21 protein-coding genes are annotated in these 16,096 nt (G+C 67.2%); 3 read left to right on the top strand and 18 right to left on the bottom strand.

What is annotated here, in order from left to right:
* Positions 1-40: 40 nt before the first annotated feature.
* The 5 genes from miaA to rlmE all read right to left on the bottom strand — a co-directional run bounded on the left by miaA (position 41) and on the right by rlmE (position 5,380).
* Positions 41-994 carry a tRNA (adenosine(37)-N6)-dimethylallyltransferase MiaA gene (gene miaA, locus ACXI0D_RS01065; RefSeq protein WP_479642141.1) on the bottom strand — a complete coding sequence of 318 codons (954 nt, stop codon included), beginning with the start codon at positions 992-994 and terminating at the stop codon, positions 41-43.
* Entirely contained in the window at positions 994-1,890 is an 897-nt protein-coding gene (gene folP, locus ACXI0D_RS01060; protein ID WP_049445664.1) for a dihydropteroate synthase, read from the bottom strand. The genes miaA and folP overlap by 1 nt, the downstream gene beginning before the upstream one ends.
* A gap of 565 nt (positions 1,891-2,455) precedes the next feature.
* A complete protein-coding gene (locus ACXI0D_RS01055; protein WP_479642140.1) occupies positions 2,456-2,641 on the bottom strand; it encodes a hypothetical protein in 186 nt (61 codons plus the stop codon).
* Positions 2,642-2,743: 102 nt separating this feature from the next.
* A complete protein-coding gene (gene ftsH / locus ACXI0D_RS01050) occupies positions 2,744-4,678 on the bottom strand; it encodes an ATP-dependent zinc metalloprotease FtsH (RefSeq protein WP_014036751.1) in 1,935 nt (644 codons plus the stop codon).
* A 69-nt stretch (positions 4,679-4,747) separates the two neighbouring features.
* Positions 4,748-5,380 carry a 23S rRNA (uridine(2552)-2'-O)-methyltransferase RlmE gene (gene rlmE, locus ACXI0D_RS01045; RefSeq protein ID WP_005409014.1) on the bottom strand — a complete coding sequence of 211 codons (633 nt, stop codon included), beginning with the start codon at positions 5,378-5,380 and terminating at the stop codon, positions 4,748-4,750.
* A gap of 65 nt (positions 5,381-5,445) precedes the next feature.
* On the opposite strand from rlmE, the gene yhbY reads away from it, so the two are divergent.
* A complete protein-coding gene (gene yhbY, locus ACXI0D_RS01040; protein ID WP_004152868.1) occupies positions 5,446-5,751 on the top strand; it encodes a ribosome assembly RNA-binding protein YhbY in 306 nt (101 codons plus the stop codon).
* A 13-nt stretch (positions 5,752-5,764) separates the two neighbouring features.
* A complete protein-coding gene (locus ACXI0D_RS01035) occupies positions 5,765-6,139 on the top strand; it encodes an Mth938-like domain-containing protein (protein WP_119007646.1) in 375 nt (124 codons plus the stop codon).
* A 27-nt stretch (positions 6,140-6,166) separates the two neighbouring features.
* On the opposite strand, the gene ACXI0D_RS01030 is transcribed toward ACXI0D_RS01035, so the two are convergent.
* From ACXI0D_RS01030 to surE, 5 genes are all read right to left on the bottom strand, one after another.
* The gene (locus ACXI0D_RS01030; RefSeq protein WP_119007645.1) at positions 6,167-6,655 is read right to left on the bottom strand and encodes a hypothetical protein; all 489 of its coding nucleotides are present in this window, start codon (positions 6,653-6,655) and stop codon (positions 6,167-6,169) included.
* A gap of 179 nt (positions 6,656-6,834) precedes the next feature.
* Positions 6,835-7,620 carry a peptidoglycan DD-metalloendopeptidase family protein gene (locus ACXI0D_RS01025; RefSeq protein WP_014036747.1) on the bottom strand — a complete coding sequence of 262 codons (786 nt, stop codon included), beginning with the start codon at positions 7,618-7,620 and terminating at the stop codon, positions 6,835-6,837.
* On the bottom strand, positions 7,617-8,231 hold the full coding sequence (locus ACXI0D_RS01020) for a YqaA family protein (protein ID WP_119007644.1): 615 nt from the start codon (positions 8,229-8,231) through the stop codon (positions 7,617-7,619). Before ACXI0D_RS01020 ends, ACXI0D_RS01025 begins: the two co-directional genes overlap by 4 nt.
* An 18-nt stretch (positions 8,232-8,249) precedes the next feature.
* Positions 8,250-8,927 (bottom strand): protein-L-isoaspartate(D-aspartate) O-methyltransferase, encoded by a 678-nt coding sequence (locus ACXI0D_RS01015; RefSeq protein ID WP_075674795.1) that lies wholly within the window; start codon positions 8,925-8,927, stop codon positions 8,250-8,252.
* On the bottom strand, positions 8,924-9,703 hold the full coding sequence (gene surE / locus ACXI0D_RS01010; protein ID WP_049462715.1) for a 5'/3'-nucleotidase SurE: 780 nt from the start codon (positions 9,701-9,703) through the stop codon (positions 8,924-8,926). Before surE ends, ACXI0D_RS01015 begins: the two co-directional genes overlap by 4 nt.
* A gap of 209 nt (positions 9,704-9,912) precedes the next feature.
* Between surE and ACXI0D_RS01005 the strand changes: the two genes are divergently transcribed.
* Positions 9,913-10,452, top strand: a complete 540-nt coding sequence (locus ACXI0D_RS01005; RefSeq protein ID WP_014036743.1) for a Smr/MutS family protein — start codon at positions 9,913-9,915, stop codon at positions 10,450-10,452.
* A 99-nt stretch (positions 10,453-10,551) separates the two neighbouring features.
* Here the strand turns inward: ACXI0D_RS01005 and truD are convergent, their stop codons facing one another.
* The 8 genes from truD to kdsA form a co-directional block, all read right to left on the bottom strand.
* Positions 10,552-11,583: a tRNA pseudouridine(13) synthase TruD gene (truD, locus tag ACXI0D_RS01000; RefSeq protein WP_479642139.1), complete on the bottom strand. Its 1,032-nt coding sequence runs from the start codon at positions 11,581-11,583 to the stop codon at positions 10,552-10,554.
* On the bottom strand, positions 11,580-12,077 hold the full coding sequence (gene ispF / locus ACXI0D_RS00995) for a 2-C-methyl-D-erythritol 2,4-cyclodiphosphate synthase (protein ID WP_005409005.1): 498 nt from the start codon (positions 12,075-12,077) through the stop codon (positions 11,580-11,582). Before ispF ends, truD begins: the two co-directional genes overlap by 4 nt.
* Positions 12,078-12,111: 34 nt before the next feature.
* Positions 12,112-12,810 (bottom strand): 2-C-methyl-D-erythritol 4-phosphate cytidylyltransferase, encoded by a 699-nt coding sequence (gene ispD, locus ACXI0D_RS00990; protein WP_049445677.1) that lies wholly within the window; start codon positions 12,808-12,810, stop codon positions 12,112-12,114.
* Positions 12,807-13,160, bottom strand: coding sequence for a cell division protein FtsB (gene ftsB, locus ACXI0D_RS00985; protein ID WP_153855162.1), 354 nt, complete (start codon positions 13,158-13,160; stop codon positions 12,807-12,809). The genes ispD and ftsB overlap by 4 nt, the downstream gene beginning before the upstream one ends.
* A 4-nt stretch (positions 13,161-13,164) precedes the next feature.
* Positions 13,165-14,457 (bottom strand): phosphopyruvate hydratase, encoded by a 1,293-nt coding sequence (gene eno, locus ACXI0D_RS00980; protein ID WP_014036739.1) that lies wholly within the window; start codon positions 14,455-14,457, stop codon positions 13,165-13,167.
* Between the two features lie 96 nt (positions 14,458-14,553).
* On the bottom strand, positions 14,554-14,883 hold the full coding sequence (locus ACXI0D_RS00975) for a hypothetical protein (RefSeq protein WP_049445681.1): 330 nt from the start codon (positions 14,881-14,883) through the stop codon (positions 14,554-14,556).
* Positions 14,883-15,230 (bottom strand): hypothetical protein, encoded by a 348-nt coding sequence (locus ACXI0D_RS00970; protein ID WP_049445683.1) that lies wholly within the window; start codon positions 15,228-15,230, stop codon positions 14,883-14,885. Before ACXI0D_RS00970 ends, ACXI0D_RS00975 begins: the two co-directional genes overlap by 1 nt.
* Positions 15,227-16,057: a 3-deoxy-8-phosphooctulonate synthase gene (gene kdsA / locus ACXI0D_RS00965; RefSeq protein WP_014036736.1), complete on the bottom strand. Its 831-nt coding sequence runs from the start codon at positions 16,055-16,057 to the stop codon at positions 15,227-15,229. The genes ACXI0D_RS00970 and kdsA overlap by 4 nt, the downstream gene beginning before the upstream one ends.
* Positions 16,058-16,096 lie beyond the last annotated feature (39 nt).

Raw genomic sequence — 16,096 nt, 5'->3', positions numbered from 1 at the left:
GCCGCCCGCCGACCGATGATGTTACACGGCTGGCGGGGGTTCAGCGTGCGACGAAGGTCGACACCGCGCCGGCCAGGCGCTCGTGGTCGATATGGGGGTCGAACCAGCGCGCGTCAAGCTCGCCGCGCAGCCAGGTCAGCTGGCGCTTGGCCAGCTGGCGGGTGGCGAAGATCGCCTTGTCACGGAAACGGGCGGCATCGCCCTCCCCGTCCAGGTACTCCCAGGCCTGGCGATAGCCGACCGCACGTACCGCCGGCAGGTCCAACGGCGCCTCCACGGCGGCCATTTCCGGCATCGCGCGCAGTGCCCCCACCTCGTCCAGAAAGCCCTGCGCCAGCATGGCGTCGAAGCGCGCCTCGATGCGCTGGTGCAGTACCGCGCGGTCACGCGGGGCCAGGACCAGCTTGAGCGTGCGCACCGGCAACGGCGCCACGCCCGGCCGGCGCTGCCACTCCGTGATGGGGGTGCCGGTCAGGCGATAGACCTCCAGCGCCCGCTGGATGCGCTGCGGGTCGGTGGCATGGATGCGTGCGGCGGCCGCCGGATCAACCTTGGCCAGTTCCGCATGCAGTGCCGCCCAGCCGCGTTCGGCGGCTTCGGCGCTGAGCGCTTCGCGCGTCGCCGGATCGGCCTCCGGCATCGGCGACAGACCCTGCAACAGCGCCCGGAAGTACAGGCCGGTGCCACCGGCCAGGATCGGTGTTCTGCCACGCGCCACGATGTCGGCCACGACCCGGCCGGCATCAGCGGCGAATTCGGCCGCCGAGTAGGTCTGCCAGGGATCGCGCAGGTCCAGCAGATGGTGCGGTGCCTGCGCGCGCTCGGCCGCATCGGGTTTGGCCGAGCCGATATCCAGGTGGCGGTACACCAGCGCCGAATCGACGCTGACGATTTCGCCGTCCAGCTGCTGCGCCAGGGCAATCGCGGTGGCGGTCTTGCCACTGGCGGTCGGCCCCATCACGGCGATCGCCAGCGGGCGCCGGTCGATGCCCATCAGTCTTCGTCCGGCCAACGGATCGTCGGCGTGGCGTCGGCGCGCGGCGTGGGCACCGCCTCGACCGCCTGCCAGACCTTCAACGCATCGACGGTGGCCGCCACGTCATGCACGCGCACGATGCGTGCACCGCGCTGCACCGCGATCAGATGCGCGGCCACCGAGGCCGCCACCCGCTCGGACGGCAGGTCGCGACCAGTCAGCTCACCCAGGCTGCGCTTGCGCGACAGGCCGGCCAGCATCGGCACGCCCAGTTCCAGGAAGCGTTCCGAGCGCGCCAGCAGGGTCATGTTGTGGGCCGTGGTCTTGCCGAAGCCGAAACCGAGGTCGACCAGCAGGTTCTTCTTCGCGATGCCGGCCATTTCAGCAGCGAACAGGCGCTGCACCAGGAAACCATGCACCTCGGCAACGACGTCGTCGTAGTGCGGATCAGCCTGCATGTGGCCGGGTTCACCCTGCATGTGCATCAACACCACCGGCACGCCGGCTTCAGCGGCGGCATCCAGCGCACCGTCCTGGCGCAGGCCGTAGATGTCATTGATCATGCCCGCGCCGGCGGCCACGGCCGCACGCATCACCTCCGGCTTGAAGGTGTCGATGCTGATCGGAACCCGGGTACGGGCGGCCAGCTGCTCGATCACCGGAATCACCCGGCGCAGCTCGTCCTCGACCGATACCGGCACGGCGCCCGGGCGGGTCGATTCGCCACCAATATCGAGCAGGTCCGCGCCCTCGTCGACCAGCTTCAGGCCATGGGCGACCGCCGACTCGGTGGTTTCGTGCGCGCCGCCATCGGAGAACGAGTCCGGGGTGACGTTGACGATGCCCATGACCCGGGCACGGTCGAGGCGCAGGATGCGGCCGGCGCAATCGAGCTGGGGCGAGGTATCGAACATGGGCAATCCTGCAGGGACAACGGCGGGTAGTTTAGTTCGGCAGGGCGGCGCCCTGCACCCGCAGAGGCCAGAGCTACAGCAAGAGCAGGAGCAACAGCTGGCTTGCTGAGGAACGGCGGGGTGGGTCCGGTTGCGGGAGACGCCGTGAACCCATCCTTGGGGGCTTGGCCGCGGCATCCATGCCGCGGACACTCCCGCAACCGGACCCACCCCGCCTTCGACAGATTTCTGCGATCTGTCGTAGCAGCTCTAGGGTCAGATCCGTTTTCCTCCGGAAAACGGATCTGACCCCATTCTTGTACATCGATATCTGACAGATGTGTCGACCAAGGTCGACACCTACCAACAGCAGCAGGAAATTGTCAGGGGTGGGGCGGTGTGGGTTGGCAGGACCGTTGGCGCCATGGATGGCGCCATCGAGCCCCCAGGGACGGGTTTACGGCGTGTCCTGCCAACCCACACCGCCCCGCCATCCCAAGGAATGCCCGCTTCTGCTGTTGCTGTTGAGGTTGCCGGTCAGCGGCCGGCACTACCACGGGTGCAGGGCGCAGCCCTGCCGACACCCTCAACGGCTGCGGCGCTTGCGATCCACGTACAGGGTCTTGGCGATGCTCAGCACGATGCCGACCGCGATACCCACCACGCAGCCCAGCAGCAGGTTGTCGGCCCCCAGGCCCACACCCACGCCAACCACGGTTGCGATGACCATTTCGGCGGTGTGGGAAATCGGTTCGGGCTTCGGGGCGGACATGCGGGCTCCAGCGTCAGTTCGGTACTTCGGGATGGGCCAGCGGCCCAGAAACGACGAAGCCGGGTCGCCCCGGCCTCGTCTGGTGTCACGTGCAGCGGGCCGTCAGTGCGACTCGGCCGGGCCTGCGATCGGCGGCAGCGGACGGGCATCGCCGCCCTTGTCGTTGCCACCATCCTTGTTCGACTTGTTCCAGCCGGCCGGCGGCGGCGGATCGCGGCCTTCCATGATGGCGTCGATCTGCGGCGCGTCGATGGTCTCGTACTGCAGCAGCAGCTGGGACATCGCGTGCAGCTTGTCCAGGTTGGCCGTCATCAGCTCGGTGGTGCGTGCGTAGGCTTCGTCGAGGATGTTGCGCACTTCCTCGTCGATGCGGCGCGCGGTGTCGTTGGACACGCTCTTGTGCTGGGTGACCGAACGGCCCAGGAACACCTCGTCGTCCTCTTCGCCATAGGCGATCGGGCCGAGCTGGTCGGACAAGCCCCACTTGGTGACCATGTTGCGGGCCATCTTGGTGGCGCGCTCGATGTCGTTGGAGGCGCCGGTGGTGACCTTGTCGGCACCGAAGATCAGCTCCTCGGCCACGCGACCACCGTACAGCGAGCACAGCTGCGACTTGATCGCCACGCGGTTCATCGAGTACTTGTCGCCTTCCGGCAGGTACATGGTCACACCCAGCGCACGGCCGCGCGGAATGATGGTGACCTTGTAGACCGGATCATGCTCGGGCACCAGACGACCGACGATAGCGTGACCGGCCTCGTGATAGGCGGTGAGGGTCTTCTCCTCCTCGCTCATGGCCATCGAGCGGCGCTCGGCACCCATCAGGATCTTGTCGCGGGCACGGTCGAAGTGGTCCATGCGGACTTCCTTCTCGTTGCCACGCGCGGCGAACAGGGCGGCCTCGTTGCAGAGGTTGGCCAGATCTGCACCGGAGAAGCCCGGGGTACCGCGCGCGATCACCATCGGCTCGACGTCATCGGCCAGCGGCAGCTTGCGCATGTGCACCTTCAGGATGTGCTCGCGGCCCTTCACGTCCGGTAGGCCGACCACGACCTGGCGGTCGAAACGGCCCGGACGCAGCAGCGCCGGATCCAGCACGTCCGGACGGTTGGTCGCGGCGATCACGATCACGCCCTCGCCACCTTCAAAACCGTCCATCTCGACCAGCAGCTGGTTCAGGGTCTGCTCGCGCTCGTCATGACCGCCGCCCAGGCCGGCACCACGGTGGCGACCGACGGCGTCGATTTCGTCGATGAAGATGATGCAGGGGGCGTGCTTCTTGGCCTGCTCGAACATGTCGCGCACGCGGCTGGCGCCGACGCCGACGAACATTTCCACGAAGTCCGAACCGGAGATCGAGAAGAACGGCACCTTGGCTTCGCCGGCAATGGCCTTGGCCAGCAGCGTCTTGCCGGTACCCGGCGGGCCCACCATCAGGACGCCGCGCGGAATCTTGCCGCCCAGCTTGGTGAACTTGGAAGGATCGCGCAGGAAGTCGACCAGCTCGCCCACTTCTTCCTTGGCCTCGTCACAACCGGCGACGTCGGCAAAGGTGACCTTGATCTGGTCTTCGCCCTGCAGCTTCGCGCGCGACTTGCCGAAGGACATCGCGCCCTTGGCACCGCCGCCACCGCCCTGCATCTGGCGCATGATGAACAACCAGAAGCCGATGATCAGGATGACCGGCAGGAAATTCATCAGGATCGCGCCCAGGGAGATGCCGCTGGACGGCTCCTCCTGCACGATCTCCACGTTCTTGGTGCGCAGCACGTTGATCAGATCACGATCGAACGGTGCGGTGATGGTGGACGACTGCCCACCCCGGGTGGTGTAGGTCAGCTGGCTGGTGCCGCCGCGCATGTCGCCGCCGAAGGCGACCTTCTGCACGTTGCCGCTGTCCACCTGGTCCAGGAACTGCGAGTACGACGCACCCTGCGCCCCAGCCCCGGAGGTCTTGGGCGAGAAGCTCTGGAAGACCACCATCAGCACGACGGCGACGACCACCCATAGCAGGAGGTTCTTGGTCAAGTCGTTCATCCTCATTGGCTCCGGTGTTCCTCTCAGTGCTGGCGTTGCGTTGGGGTCGAACTTGCGTACATTGCGAGCTTACTTCATGTGGGCGCGTTTTCCCTGACCCAAGGCATACACCTCGGGAGAGCGCTTGCGCGAGGCTTCCGGCTTGCGGATGGAGACCTTGTCGTACCGGCGGCGCATGTCGCGCACGTAGTCGTCAAAGCCCTCGCCCTGGAACAGCTTGATCAGGAATGCCCCACCGGTCTTCAGGTGGTTGTCGGCAAAATCCAGGGCCAGCTCCGCCAGGTGCATCATCCGCGGCTGGTCGACCGCGCCCACACCACTCTTATTGGGGGCCATGTCCGACAGCACAAGGTCTACCGGCTGATCCCCGAGCATGGCTTCAAACTGCGATAGGACGGCTTCTTCCCTGAAGTCACCATGAAGGAACTCCACGCCGGCCAGCGGCGGCATGTCCAGGATGTCCAGGGCCAGCACGCGCCCGGTGTCGCCAATCTGTCTCCGAACCTGCTGAGACCAGCCACCCGGCGCCGCGCCGAGGTCGACCACCACCATGTGCGGCTTCAGCAACCGGTCACGTTCGAGCAGCTCCTCGAGCTTGTAGGCGGCGCGCGAGCGCATGCCTTCGGCCTGCGCCTTCTTCACGAAGGGGTCGGAGAAGTGTTCCTTGAGCCAGCGCTGGCTGCTTTTGCTGCGGGTAGCCATTGAAAATAGGGGCTGATGGGGTCCTCATGATACCCTGATCGCCCCATTCAACCGTGTTTTCCTGCATGTCCATCGCCCTGACCGCCTCCCAGACCCGTTTCCTGCGCGGCCAAGCCCACGACCTGAAGGCCCTGCTGCAGACCGGCGGCAAGGGCGTGACCCCGGCCTTCATCGCTGAGCTGAACGAAGTGCTGGAGCGCCACGAACTGGTCAAGGTGAAGGTCGCTGCCGAGGATCGCGACGCCCGTGACGTGATGATCGGCGAGATTGTCGAAGCCACCGAGAGCGCGCTGGTGCAGCGCATCGGCCACGTCGCCGTGCTGTACCGCCCGAGCAAGGAACAGCGCCAGATCGTGCTGCCGCGCGGCTGATCGCCCTGACGCCATGCAGCTGAACCACGAACCGCCTGACTACGCCTACAGCCTGCGCGCCGCCGATGGCCGCTCGGCCAAGGTCAACGACCAGGTGCTGGGCAGCAGCTTTTTCCTGACCCCGGACCAGCTGGTCACGGACTGGCCAGTGGCGGCTGCCGCCGCGCTGCAGTTGTCGGACCTGGAACCGATCCTGGCGCTGAATCCGGCGCTGATCGTGCTCGGCACCGGTGACCGCCAGGTGTTTCCGCCGGCTGTGGTGATGGCCGCCTGCCTGTCGCGCGGCATCGGCCTGGAAGTGATGAACAACCCGGCCGCCGCGCGCACCTTCAACATCCTGGCCGGCGAAGGCCGCAAGGTCGCGGCCGCCTTCATCCTGGAAGGCTGAGTTCGGGTTGCCGGGCGCGTCCCGGCGCTAGCCGCCCGAAGGTGTGCAGCGGAAGGCCGAAAACTGCTGCAATCGACCGATCAGGCTGCCGCCCTGCCCCCAGCGGATATCCATGACCTTCCAGTCCGGGCCCTGCCGCTGCAGCAGGACCCGGTCGGTCCAGCGATAGTCGCCCACCGCCATGTCGACGCGGATCCAGGTGGCGTCACCGCTCGATCCGGGCGTTCCCATCGTTATCGTCTCCGGCCGGTCCGGCGCCAGCAGATAGGGGCTCTGGTCGAGCATGTGCGGCTTCTCGTCGTGCGCAGCAAGCGCAGCGCAGGCCCGCTCGTAAGTGCGCTGCGCGTCGACGGCTGAGCGCAGGGCATCGCCCAGCAGCGACGGAATGGTCGATTCGTTCGACGCCGGCGCCTGCACTGCGTCGTAGAGACGGGTGACCACGCCACGCGGATCGCTGGCTGCGATGGCCAGCGGCGCGACGATGAGCAACGCGAGAGCGAAAGCAACGCGGAACATGGGGCACCGGGACGGATGGGTCGGCTCAAGAATGCCGGGTATTCCCTACGCCGTGAAGGTGGGCCAGCGACACATAAGATCGCAAATGGCCGCATCTCTGCGGTACCCGGGTCGAGCATGGCTCGACGCTACAGGTCAACAACGCCGGGCAAGGCCCGGCGCCGCCTGATCCAACGGCGTCAACGCGCCGGCAGGTACTGCTGCGGGTCCACCGGCTTGCCGTTGTAGCGAATCTCGAAGTGGACCATGTCGCGGTTCGCACCGGTGCGGCCCATCTCGGCGATCTGCTCGCCGGCCTTCACGCTCTGCCCTTCATTCACAAGGCGCTTGCGGTTGTGGCCATAGGCCGACAGCCACTGGTCGCTGTGCTTGATGATGATCAGCTCGCCGTAGCCGACCAGGCCGGCACCGGAGTACACCACCACGCCGTTGGCAGTGGCCTTGACAGCCTGGCCGCTGGTACCGGCGATGTCCACGCCCTGCTTGGTCGCGTCACCTGCAACGTAGCGGCCGACGATCGCGCCATCGGCCGGCCAGCGCCAGGCGATGTTGCTCTTCACCGGACCAACCGGCGCCGGGGCTGGCGCGGTGCTGCCGGCGCTGCTGCCACCCGAGCGCGGCGGGGTGACAACCGTGGTCGGTGCGCGGCCGCCGCTGGCACCGGCCGGGTACAGCCGGATCACCTGGCCCGGATGGATGGTCGAAGGGTTGTCCAGGCTGTTCCAGGCGATCAGGTCGGCCGGCGTGATGTCATGGATGCGGGCCAGCGCGTAGATGGTGTCACCCTTGCGCACCACCACGGTCTGCCCGGGCTTGGGCACCGAAGTCTTCGGCGTGGTGACGCCACCACCGGCACTGCCGCCGCCGGGGCGGACCACGGTGGCGGTGCCGCAGGCGGCCAGGGTGGAAACCAGCAACGCCAGCGCGCCGATGCGCACTCCCTTGCTCAGACGATCAGGACTCATGCGAACTTCGACCTCCATACAAGCCAGACGATCAGCACCACCACCAGCGCGGTGGCGATCCAGCCCAGCGGTTCAATCCAGCGACGCAATGCCGCTTCGGCACGCGCACCACCGATACGGATGACCGCGGCCAGCACGAACACGCGCTTGCCACGACCGATCAGCATGCTCAACAGGTACTGCGGCATCGGTACGCCGACGATACCCGATGCCCACGTGAAGACCTTCATCGGGATGGGCATGAAGCCGCCCAGCACCAGGAAGGTGAACACCGCCCACGGCGACTCGACCATCTTCGCCTGCACGGTGGTGATGCCCTGCTCGATCGCCGGCAGCATGCCCAGCGCTTCGAACAGCGGCTTGATCGCCTCGAAGGCGTAGTGACCCAGCGCGTAGCCGACCAGCGCACCGACCATCGAGCCGGCCAGGCTGAGGGTGGCAAACCACCAGCCTCGCTTGGGCTGGGCCACGCACATCGGTGCCAGCATCACCTCCGGCATCACCGGGAAGATGATCGCCTCGAAGAAGCTCAACACCGTCAGGTAGGTCGGCGCGCGTTCGTGCGCGGCCCACTTCATCGCCCGCTCGTACAGCGGCCCGAAAATCTTCATGCAACCCTGCTCCGTGGATTAGTCGAGCATGCCAGACAGCAGCGGCACGAACGTGACCGGCGCCAGCACGCGTTGTTCGATGCTGCCATCGGGCTTGCGGTCCAGCTGCACCAGCGACTGCCCGCCCGGGCCACCGACCGGCGCCACCAGGCGCCCGCCTTCGGCCAGCTGCCCAACCAGTTCATCGACCAGTGCCGGCGCCGCGGCGGTGACCACGATGGCATCGAACGGGCCGTGCTCGGCCCAGCCGGCGCGGCCGTCGTCATGCTTGGTGCGGATGTTCATGCCCAGTGCGCGGAAGCGCTTGCGTGCCTGCCGCAGCAGGTCGCCGATGCGCTCCACGGTGTAGACCTCCAGGCCCAGTGCGCCGAGGATGGCGGCCTGGTAGCCGGACCCGGTGCCGACTTCCAGCACGCGCTTCGGCGCGACCTGGAGGACCGCCTCGGTCATCCGCGCGACCACCCAGGGCTGCGAGATGGTCTGGCCATGGCCGATCGGCAGCGCGGTGTCCTCATAGGCACGCGAGGCCAGCGCTTCATCGATGAACAGATGGCGCGGCACCACCCGGATCGCGTTCAAGGTGGATTCGTCGACAATGCCGACTTCACGCAGGCGGTCGACCAGACGATCACGCACGCGTTGCGAGGTCATGCCGATACCGACGGCTTCCGGCTGCAATCGCAGGCGTGGACTCATGCCGGCTGATCCAGCGCGGCACTGAGGCCGCCCACCCAGCTGGCGACCTTCTCCAGCGCCTGGTAGCGGGTGAGGTCGACCTGGATCGGGGTGATCGAGATGTGGCCGGTGCGCACCGCGTGGAAATCGGTACCGGGACCGGAGTCCTGCTCACGGCCGGCCGGGCCGATCCAGTACACCTCGTTGCCGCGCGGATCCTTCTGCGCGATGCAGCCTTCGGCACGATGGCGGTTGCCGAGGCGGGTGACCTCGAAGCCCTTGACCTCGCTCCACGGCAGGTCCGGCACGTTGACGTTGAGGATGGTGTCGGCCGGCAGCGGATCGGCCTTCAGCCGGGCGACGATCTCCACCGCGGCACGCGCGGCGGTCTCGAAGTGCTTCGGATCGTGGTTGCGGCTGACCAGCGAGACCGCCACGGCCGGCAGGCCGAGGAAGCGACCTTCCATCGCCGCCGAGACGGTGCCGGAATAGATCACGTCGTCGCCGAGATTGGCGGCGTTGTTGATGCCGGACACGACAATGTCAGGCTCGAATTCAAGCAGGCCGGTCAGCGCCAGGTGCACGCAGTCGGTGGGTGTGCCGGCCACCGAGACGGTGTAATGGTCGATGCGCTTGAGCCGGATCGGCAGGTCCAGGGTCAGCGAGTTGCTGGCGCCGGAGCGATCGCGGTCGGGCGCAACCACCGTGACTTCGTGACCGGCCTCGCGCAGGACCGAGGCAAGCATCCGGATGCCTGCGGCGTCGACACCATCGTCATTGCTGACCAGGATTCGCATCTTCGATTTAACCGCTTGATTTTCCAAGAATTCGATTCCATCACCGTGCAGTGTGGGCGGGACCGTCGCGCTCCCCTGCGGAAGCGGTCGACCCTGCAAGGGCATCGTCTATTGTGCCGCATGCGAGCCGCCGGTCCTACCCTGTCGGCGGTCACGGCCGACATCGAACCGTCATAGGCAGACCTGCGCCGGCGGTTTACCCTGTGCGCATGTCGCACCCTGAAGACGAAGATCCGGCCGCATTGTTCCGTGCGGCCATCGGCGAAGTGACGCCGCTGCGCAAGGATGCCGAGCCGGCACCTGCCGCGCCCCGGCCGAAACCGCGTGCACGCATGGCCGAACGTGACGAGGCCGAAGCGGCCGGCGAGTTCGCCCGGCTGCTGCGCGACAGTACGCCACTGGAAGCCGGCGACGTGGCCAGCTATCGCCGCGACAACCTGCCACCACGCCTGTTCCAGCGTCTCAAGCGCGGCCAGTACTCGGTGCAGGACGAACTGGATCTGCACGGCGCCACCGCCGCGCAGGCCGAAGCCCTGCTGCGCCAGTTCCTGCTGGAAGCGCATGCACACGAGTACGGCTGCGTGCGCATCATCCACGGCAAGGGTCTGCAGTCCGATGGCGGTGCGCCGGTGCTGAAGAACCTGGTCGATCGCCTGCTGCGGCTGCGCAACGACGTGCTGGCATTCCATTCGGCACCGACCGGACAAGGTGGCACCGGCGCGGTACTGGTGCTGCTGGCACGGCGTTGAGGTAAACCATCCACGCATGGCGTGGATCTACTGTGGCGAGCGGAGGAAAGTAGGTCCACGCCATGCGTGGATGCTCTTCGCCTCCGTCCCCTTTTCTGCTCAGGCCTGCGAGGCGTCTTCGACCGGGCCGAGCTCGTGCAGCACGGCGGTGGCGTAGCAGCCTGGCGGCAGCGCGAACGACAGTTCCAGCACGTCGTCGGCCAGCCACTGGTGCTGCAGCAGCGCCGGGCGCAGGCGCAACGCGCGGCGCTCCTGCTTCAGGCGCGCGTCTTCCAGGCCGGCCCGCAGTGCCTTCGACTCGTCGTCGTCCAGCGCGGCCAGTTCCAGCTCGCGTGCTGCGTCGGTGCTGCGCAGCTCGCCTTCGCCCCACAGCGGTGCACTGGGATGGATGTCGAAACGCGCCAGCCGCTCGGCCAGCACATCGGTGTACGGCTCGGGGCCGAACACGCTGCGACTGCCATCGAGCATCCAGACTTCGCCATCGAGCGGCTGGTCCCAGTTGCCCTGCTCCACGCGCGCGGCCAGCACGCGGTTGAACAGCGCCGAACGGGCTGCGGAGAGCAGCAGCGAACGCTGGTCCTTGCGCATGCGGCGGCCACCGAACATCGCCAGTGCGGCCGGTACGTTGCCACCGTCGCGGCCGAAACGCTGTTCACCAAACCAGTTCGGCAGGCCGCGCGCGGCAATCTGCTGCAGGCGCTCGCTGATCGCGGCGGCATCCCCCTGCACCTCGCGCAGTACCAGCTTGAAGCGGTTGCCGGCCAGTGCACCGCGCTGCAGCTTGCGGTTGTGCCAGGTCGCTTCGAGCACCTCGATCTCGTCACTGACCAACCCGGCCAGGTCCGGCGCGATGCGCTTTGGCAGGTGCACGCTGAAACGCTGGGTGGTGACCGCGTGGCGATCCTTCATGCCGGCGTAGCTCACCGCCATTTCCGGCAGGCCCGCCCACGTGGCCAGCAGCTTGGCCACATGCACGGTGTTGGCGCCACGCTTGCGGATGTGCAGCAGCAGGTGCTCGCCTTCTCCGGTGGCCTCGAACGCCGGCAGTTCATCCACCTGGAAATCGTCCGGCGTGGTGCGGATACGCGCCGTCAACAACGGCGCACCAAACGCCAACGGCAGCGGAATCATGCCGCCACCAGCAGCACAACGGCCTGTGCGGCGATGCCTTCACCACGGCCGGTGAAACCCAGCTTCTCCGAGGTGGTGGCCTTGACGCTGACCGCGTCCAGCGGCAGCTGCAGCAGCCCGCCGATGCGCTCACGCATGGCCAGCGCATGCGGACCGACCTTCGGTCGCTCGCAGATCACGGTGATGTCGGTGTTGCCGACACGCCAGCCGCGCTCACGCAGCAGGCTGTCGCAGTGGCGCACGAAATCGCTGCTGTCGGCGCCCTTCCAGCGGTCGTCACTGGGCGGGAAATGCTGGCCGATGTCACCCAGCGCCAGCGCGCCGAGCATGGCATCACACAGGGCATGCAGGATCACGTCGCCGTCGCTGTGTGCGAGCACGCCGCAGCTGTGCGGCACGTTCACTCCACCAAGCATGATGTGGTCGCCTTCACCGAAGGCATGGACGTCGTAGCCCTGGCCGATGCGGACGGGCGGGAACGGTGCGGTGCTCATGGATGCAACCCTTGCTACAGGGCCGCGCGGCTAATCAGCCGGCGCGGCGGGAAAGTACGAATTCGAACCGGTCCAGATCGGCCGGGGTGGTGACCTTGAAGTTGTCCTCGCTGCCCTCGACCAGCAGCGGGCGCTGGCCCTGGCGCTCCATGGCCATGGCCTCATCGGTGACTTCAATACCGGCGGCGGCGGCTTCGGACAGCGCGCGGCTGAGCTGGTGGCGGCGGAACAGCTGCGGTGTCAGTGCACGCCACAGGCGCTCGCGCGGCTCGGTGCCGTCGATGCCACCGTCGTCGCCGGCACGCTTGAGGGTGTCGCGCACCGGTGCGGCCAGGATCGCCCCGACCGGATCGGCACGACCGACTTCAAGCAGGCGGCCGAGATCGGCCAGCGACAGGTTGGGCCGCGCGGCATCGTGGACCAGCACGAACTCATCGGCGCGCACCGAGTCCGGCAGCGCCTGCAGCCCAGCCAGCACCGAAGCGGCACGGGTCGCGCCGCCGACGCAGGTCAGTACCGGCTTGCCGGCCCATTCACTCCAGCCCGGCCAGTCGGCATCGTCCTGGCCGATCACTACCATCGCCCCGGCCACGGCCGGATGCGCCAGCAATGCGTCCAGGGTGTGGGCGAGCAGGATCTGCCCGCCCGCCTGCAGGTACTGCTTGGGCAGCGGCGCGCCGAAGCGGGCGCCACGGCCCGCGGCTGGAACCACCACCCAGATCGCCGCGCTCATGGCACGTCCGCCGGGTGTTCGCCGGCCTGGACATTGACGCCTGCTGCGGGCTGCGCCGGGCGGACCGGCGCATCCTCGACCACGCGGTAGAACTTCTCGCCGGGCTTGATCATGCCCAGCTCGCTGCGCGCGCGCTCCTCGATGGCGGACTGGCCTTCCTTGAGGTCCTTCACTTCGGCAGCCAGCGCGTCGTTGCGCTGCTGCAGACCCTCATTGTCCCGCTCCTGGTTGGCGACCTGGGCTTCGAGCATCATCACTTCGCCCGAGTTGCCCGGACCGAACCAGAAGCGGTACTGCAGCCAGCCCAGCAACAGGGCCAGCACCAGCAGCATCCAGCGCCAGTCGCGCATCGGCTCAGCGCTTCAGCGAAACGAACGCGTCACGACCGGCGTAACGCGCGCCGGCACCGAGGGCTTCCTCGATACGCAGCAGCTGGTTGTACTTGGCCACGCGATCGCTGCGGCACAGCGAGCCGGTCTTGATCTGGGTGGCGGTGGTGGCCACCGCGATGTCGGCGATGGTGGTGTCTTCGGTTTCGCCCGAACGGTGCGAGACCACGGCGGCGTAGCCGGCACGGTCGGCCATGGCGATCGCTTCCAGGGTTTCGCTGAGGGTGCCGATCTGGTTGACCTTGATCAGGATCGCGTTGGCGGTGCCCGAGTCGATGCCTTCCTGGAAGATCTTCGGGTTGGTCACGAACAGGTCGTCGCCGACCAGCTGCACCTTCTTGCCGATGCGGTCGGTCAGCAGCTTCCAGCCAGCCCAGTCGTTCTCGGCCAGGCCATCTTCAATCGTGATGATCGGGTACTGCGCGGCCCAGTCGGCGAGGAAGTCGACGAACTGCTCGGAGGTCAGGCGCTTGTTCTCGCCGACCAGGTTGTACTTGCCGTTCTCGAAGAATTCGCTGGAGGCCACGTCCAGGCCCAGAAGCACGTCTTCACCGGCGGTGTAGCCGGCCTTGCCGATCGCTTCGAGGATGGTGTCGAGTGCTTCGACGTTGCTGCGGAAGTCCGGCGCGAAGCCACCTTCGTCGCCCACCGCCGTGCTCAGGCCGTGGCCCTTCAGCACCGACTTCAGCGAATGGAAGATTTCGGTGCCGGCACGCAGCGCTTCGGAGAACGAGGTGAAGCCGACCGGCAGCACCATGAACTCCTGGAAGTCGACGTTGTTGTCGGCATGCGCGCCGCCGTTGATGATGTTCATCATCGGCACCGGCAGCGACGGGGTCACGCCGGTCTTGGCAGCCAGGTACTGCCACAGCGCCTGCTTGTTCGATGCAGCGGCGGCATGCGCGGCGGCCATCGAAACACCCAGCAGCGCGTTGGCGCCCAGGCGGCCCTTGTTCTCGGTGCCGTCAAGGTCGATCAGGCGACGGTCGAGGCCAGCCTGGTCGGTGGCTTCGAAGCCCTTCAGCGCATTGGCGATGGTGGTGTTGACGTTGTCGACGGCCTTGCGCACGCCCTTGCCCAGGTAACGGGTCTTGTCGCCGTCACGCAGCTCGACCGCTTCCTTGGTGCCGGTCGAGGCGCCGGAGGGAACCGCGGCACGACCGAACGAACCGTCCTCCAGGATGACTTCGGCTTCCAGCGTGGGGTTGCCACGGCTGTCGAGGATTTCACGGGCGTGGATGCTGCGGATCGTACTCATGGTCGGGCCGGTTACCTGTATGGAGAGGGGGCGACAAAACGAATGCCGCGTGATTATCCCCGGCTGCCCGCCACTTGCCAAATGGCCTGGGCGGCATCAGCCCCAGCTGGACCCGATCACGATCAGGACCATCGACACCAGCAGCGTCAGCAATGCGCCTGCAATGGTGGCGCAGACCGCTCCCCGCCTGCGTCGCCAGGCCAGCACGATCGCCACCAGGCTGCCGAAGAACGACAGACCCAGCATGACCAGAGCAGCCAGAATCCAGTACTGCATGGCCCGCATGCCGTGGTTGCCGTCACCCGGTGAGCCGAAGCTGGCCGCGAAGGCCATTACACCCAGCAGCAGGGACGTCCAGGCGAGCACGGACAGCCCCAGCGCGATCAGGCCCCAGGGCCAGCCGCGCGCTGACGTGCTCGTATTCATCAAAGCAATCCGTAGAACAGGGCGCCAAGCCACAGCGAAAGCAGGATGATCGCCAGGCCAGCCGCCACCTTGCCGCGATTCAGCCGCCACGCAAGTACAGCGGCAGCGACGCAGCCCACGGCACCGAGCAGCTCCGCGACCAGCAGCGCAATGAAGTACGTCCGCAGATCGAGCGCGCTGCTGCCATCACCCGGGGGACGCACCGACGCCGCACCGATCAGTGCCAGGCCGAACATGCCCACGGTGAACAGCACGGCCAGGCCCAGTGCGATCAGGCCCCACGGCCACTGCTTCCAGTGCCGGCGGTGGCGCTGGTCTTCCAGCGCCACCCACGGGTCACGACTCACGCGAAGCGCGAGAAGCCGTGCTTCTTGGTCACCGCGTCAAGCTCCATCAGGGTCTCGAGCAGCGCTTCCATCTGGTCCAGCGGCCACGCATTGGGGCCATCGGACAGGGCCTTGGACGGGTCCGGATGGGTCTCGGCGAACAGGCCGGAGATGCCTACCGCCACGGCGGCACGGGCCAGCACCGGCACGTGCTCACGCTGGCCACCGGAACTGGTGCCCTGCCCGCCCGGCAGCTGCACCGAATGGGTGGCATCGAACACCACCGGGCAACCGGTATCGCGCATCACCGCCAGCGAACGCATGTCGCTGACCAGGTTGTTGTAGCCGAAGCTGGCACCGCGCTCGCAGACCATGATCTGCTCGTTGCCGGTGGCCTTGGCCTTCTCCACGACCGGCTTCATGTCCCACGGCGCCAGGAACTGGCCCTTCTTGATGTTGACCGGCTTGCCGGCCGAGCACACCTTGCGGATGAAGTCGGTCTGGCGGACCAGGAACGCCGGGGTCTGCAGCACGTCCACCACCGAAGCCACTTCGTCCATCGGGGTGTATTCGTGGACGTCGGTCAGCACCGGCACGCCGATCTGCTTCTTGACCTCGGCCAGGACCTTCAGGCCCTCTTCCATGCCCGGGCCACGGAATGCGGTGCCCGAGGTGCGGTTGGCCTTGTCGAAGCTGGACTTGAAGATGAAGTTGACGCCGAGCTTGTCGGTGACTTCCTTCAGCTTGCCGGCGGTATCGAGCTGCAGCTGCATCGACTCGATCACGCAGGGGCCGGCGATCAGGAACAGGGGCTGGTCCAGCCCGACCTCGAATCCACACAGTTTCATGGCGTTTCCTTGTTGTCCGCGGCACCGGCCGGGCCGGTG

Source organism: Stenotrophomonas sp. C9D9 (genome assembly GCF_056491205.1).
This window is presented reverse-complemented; position numbering and strand designations above follow the sequence as displayed.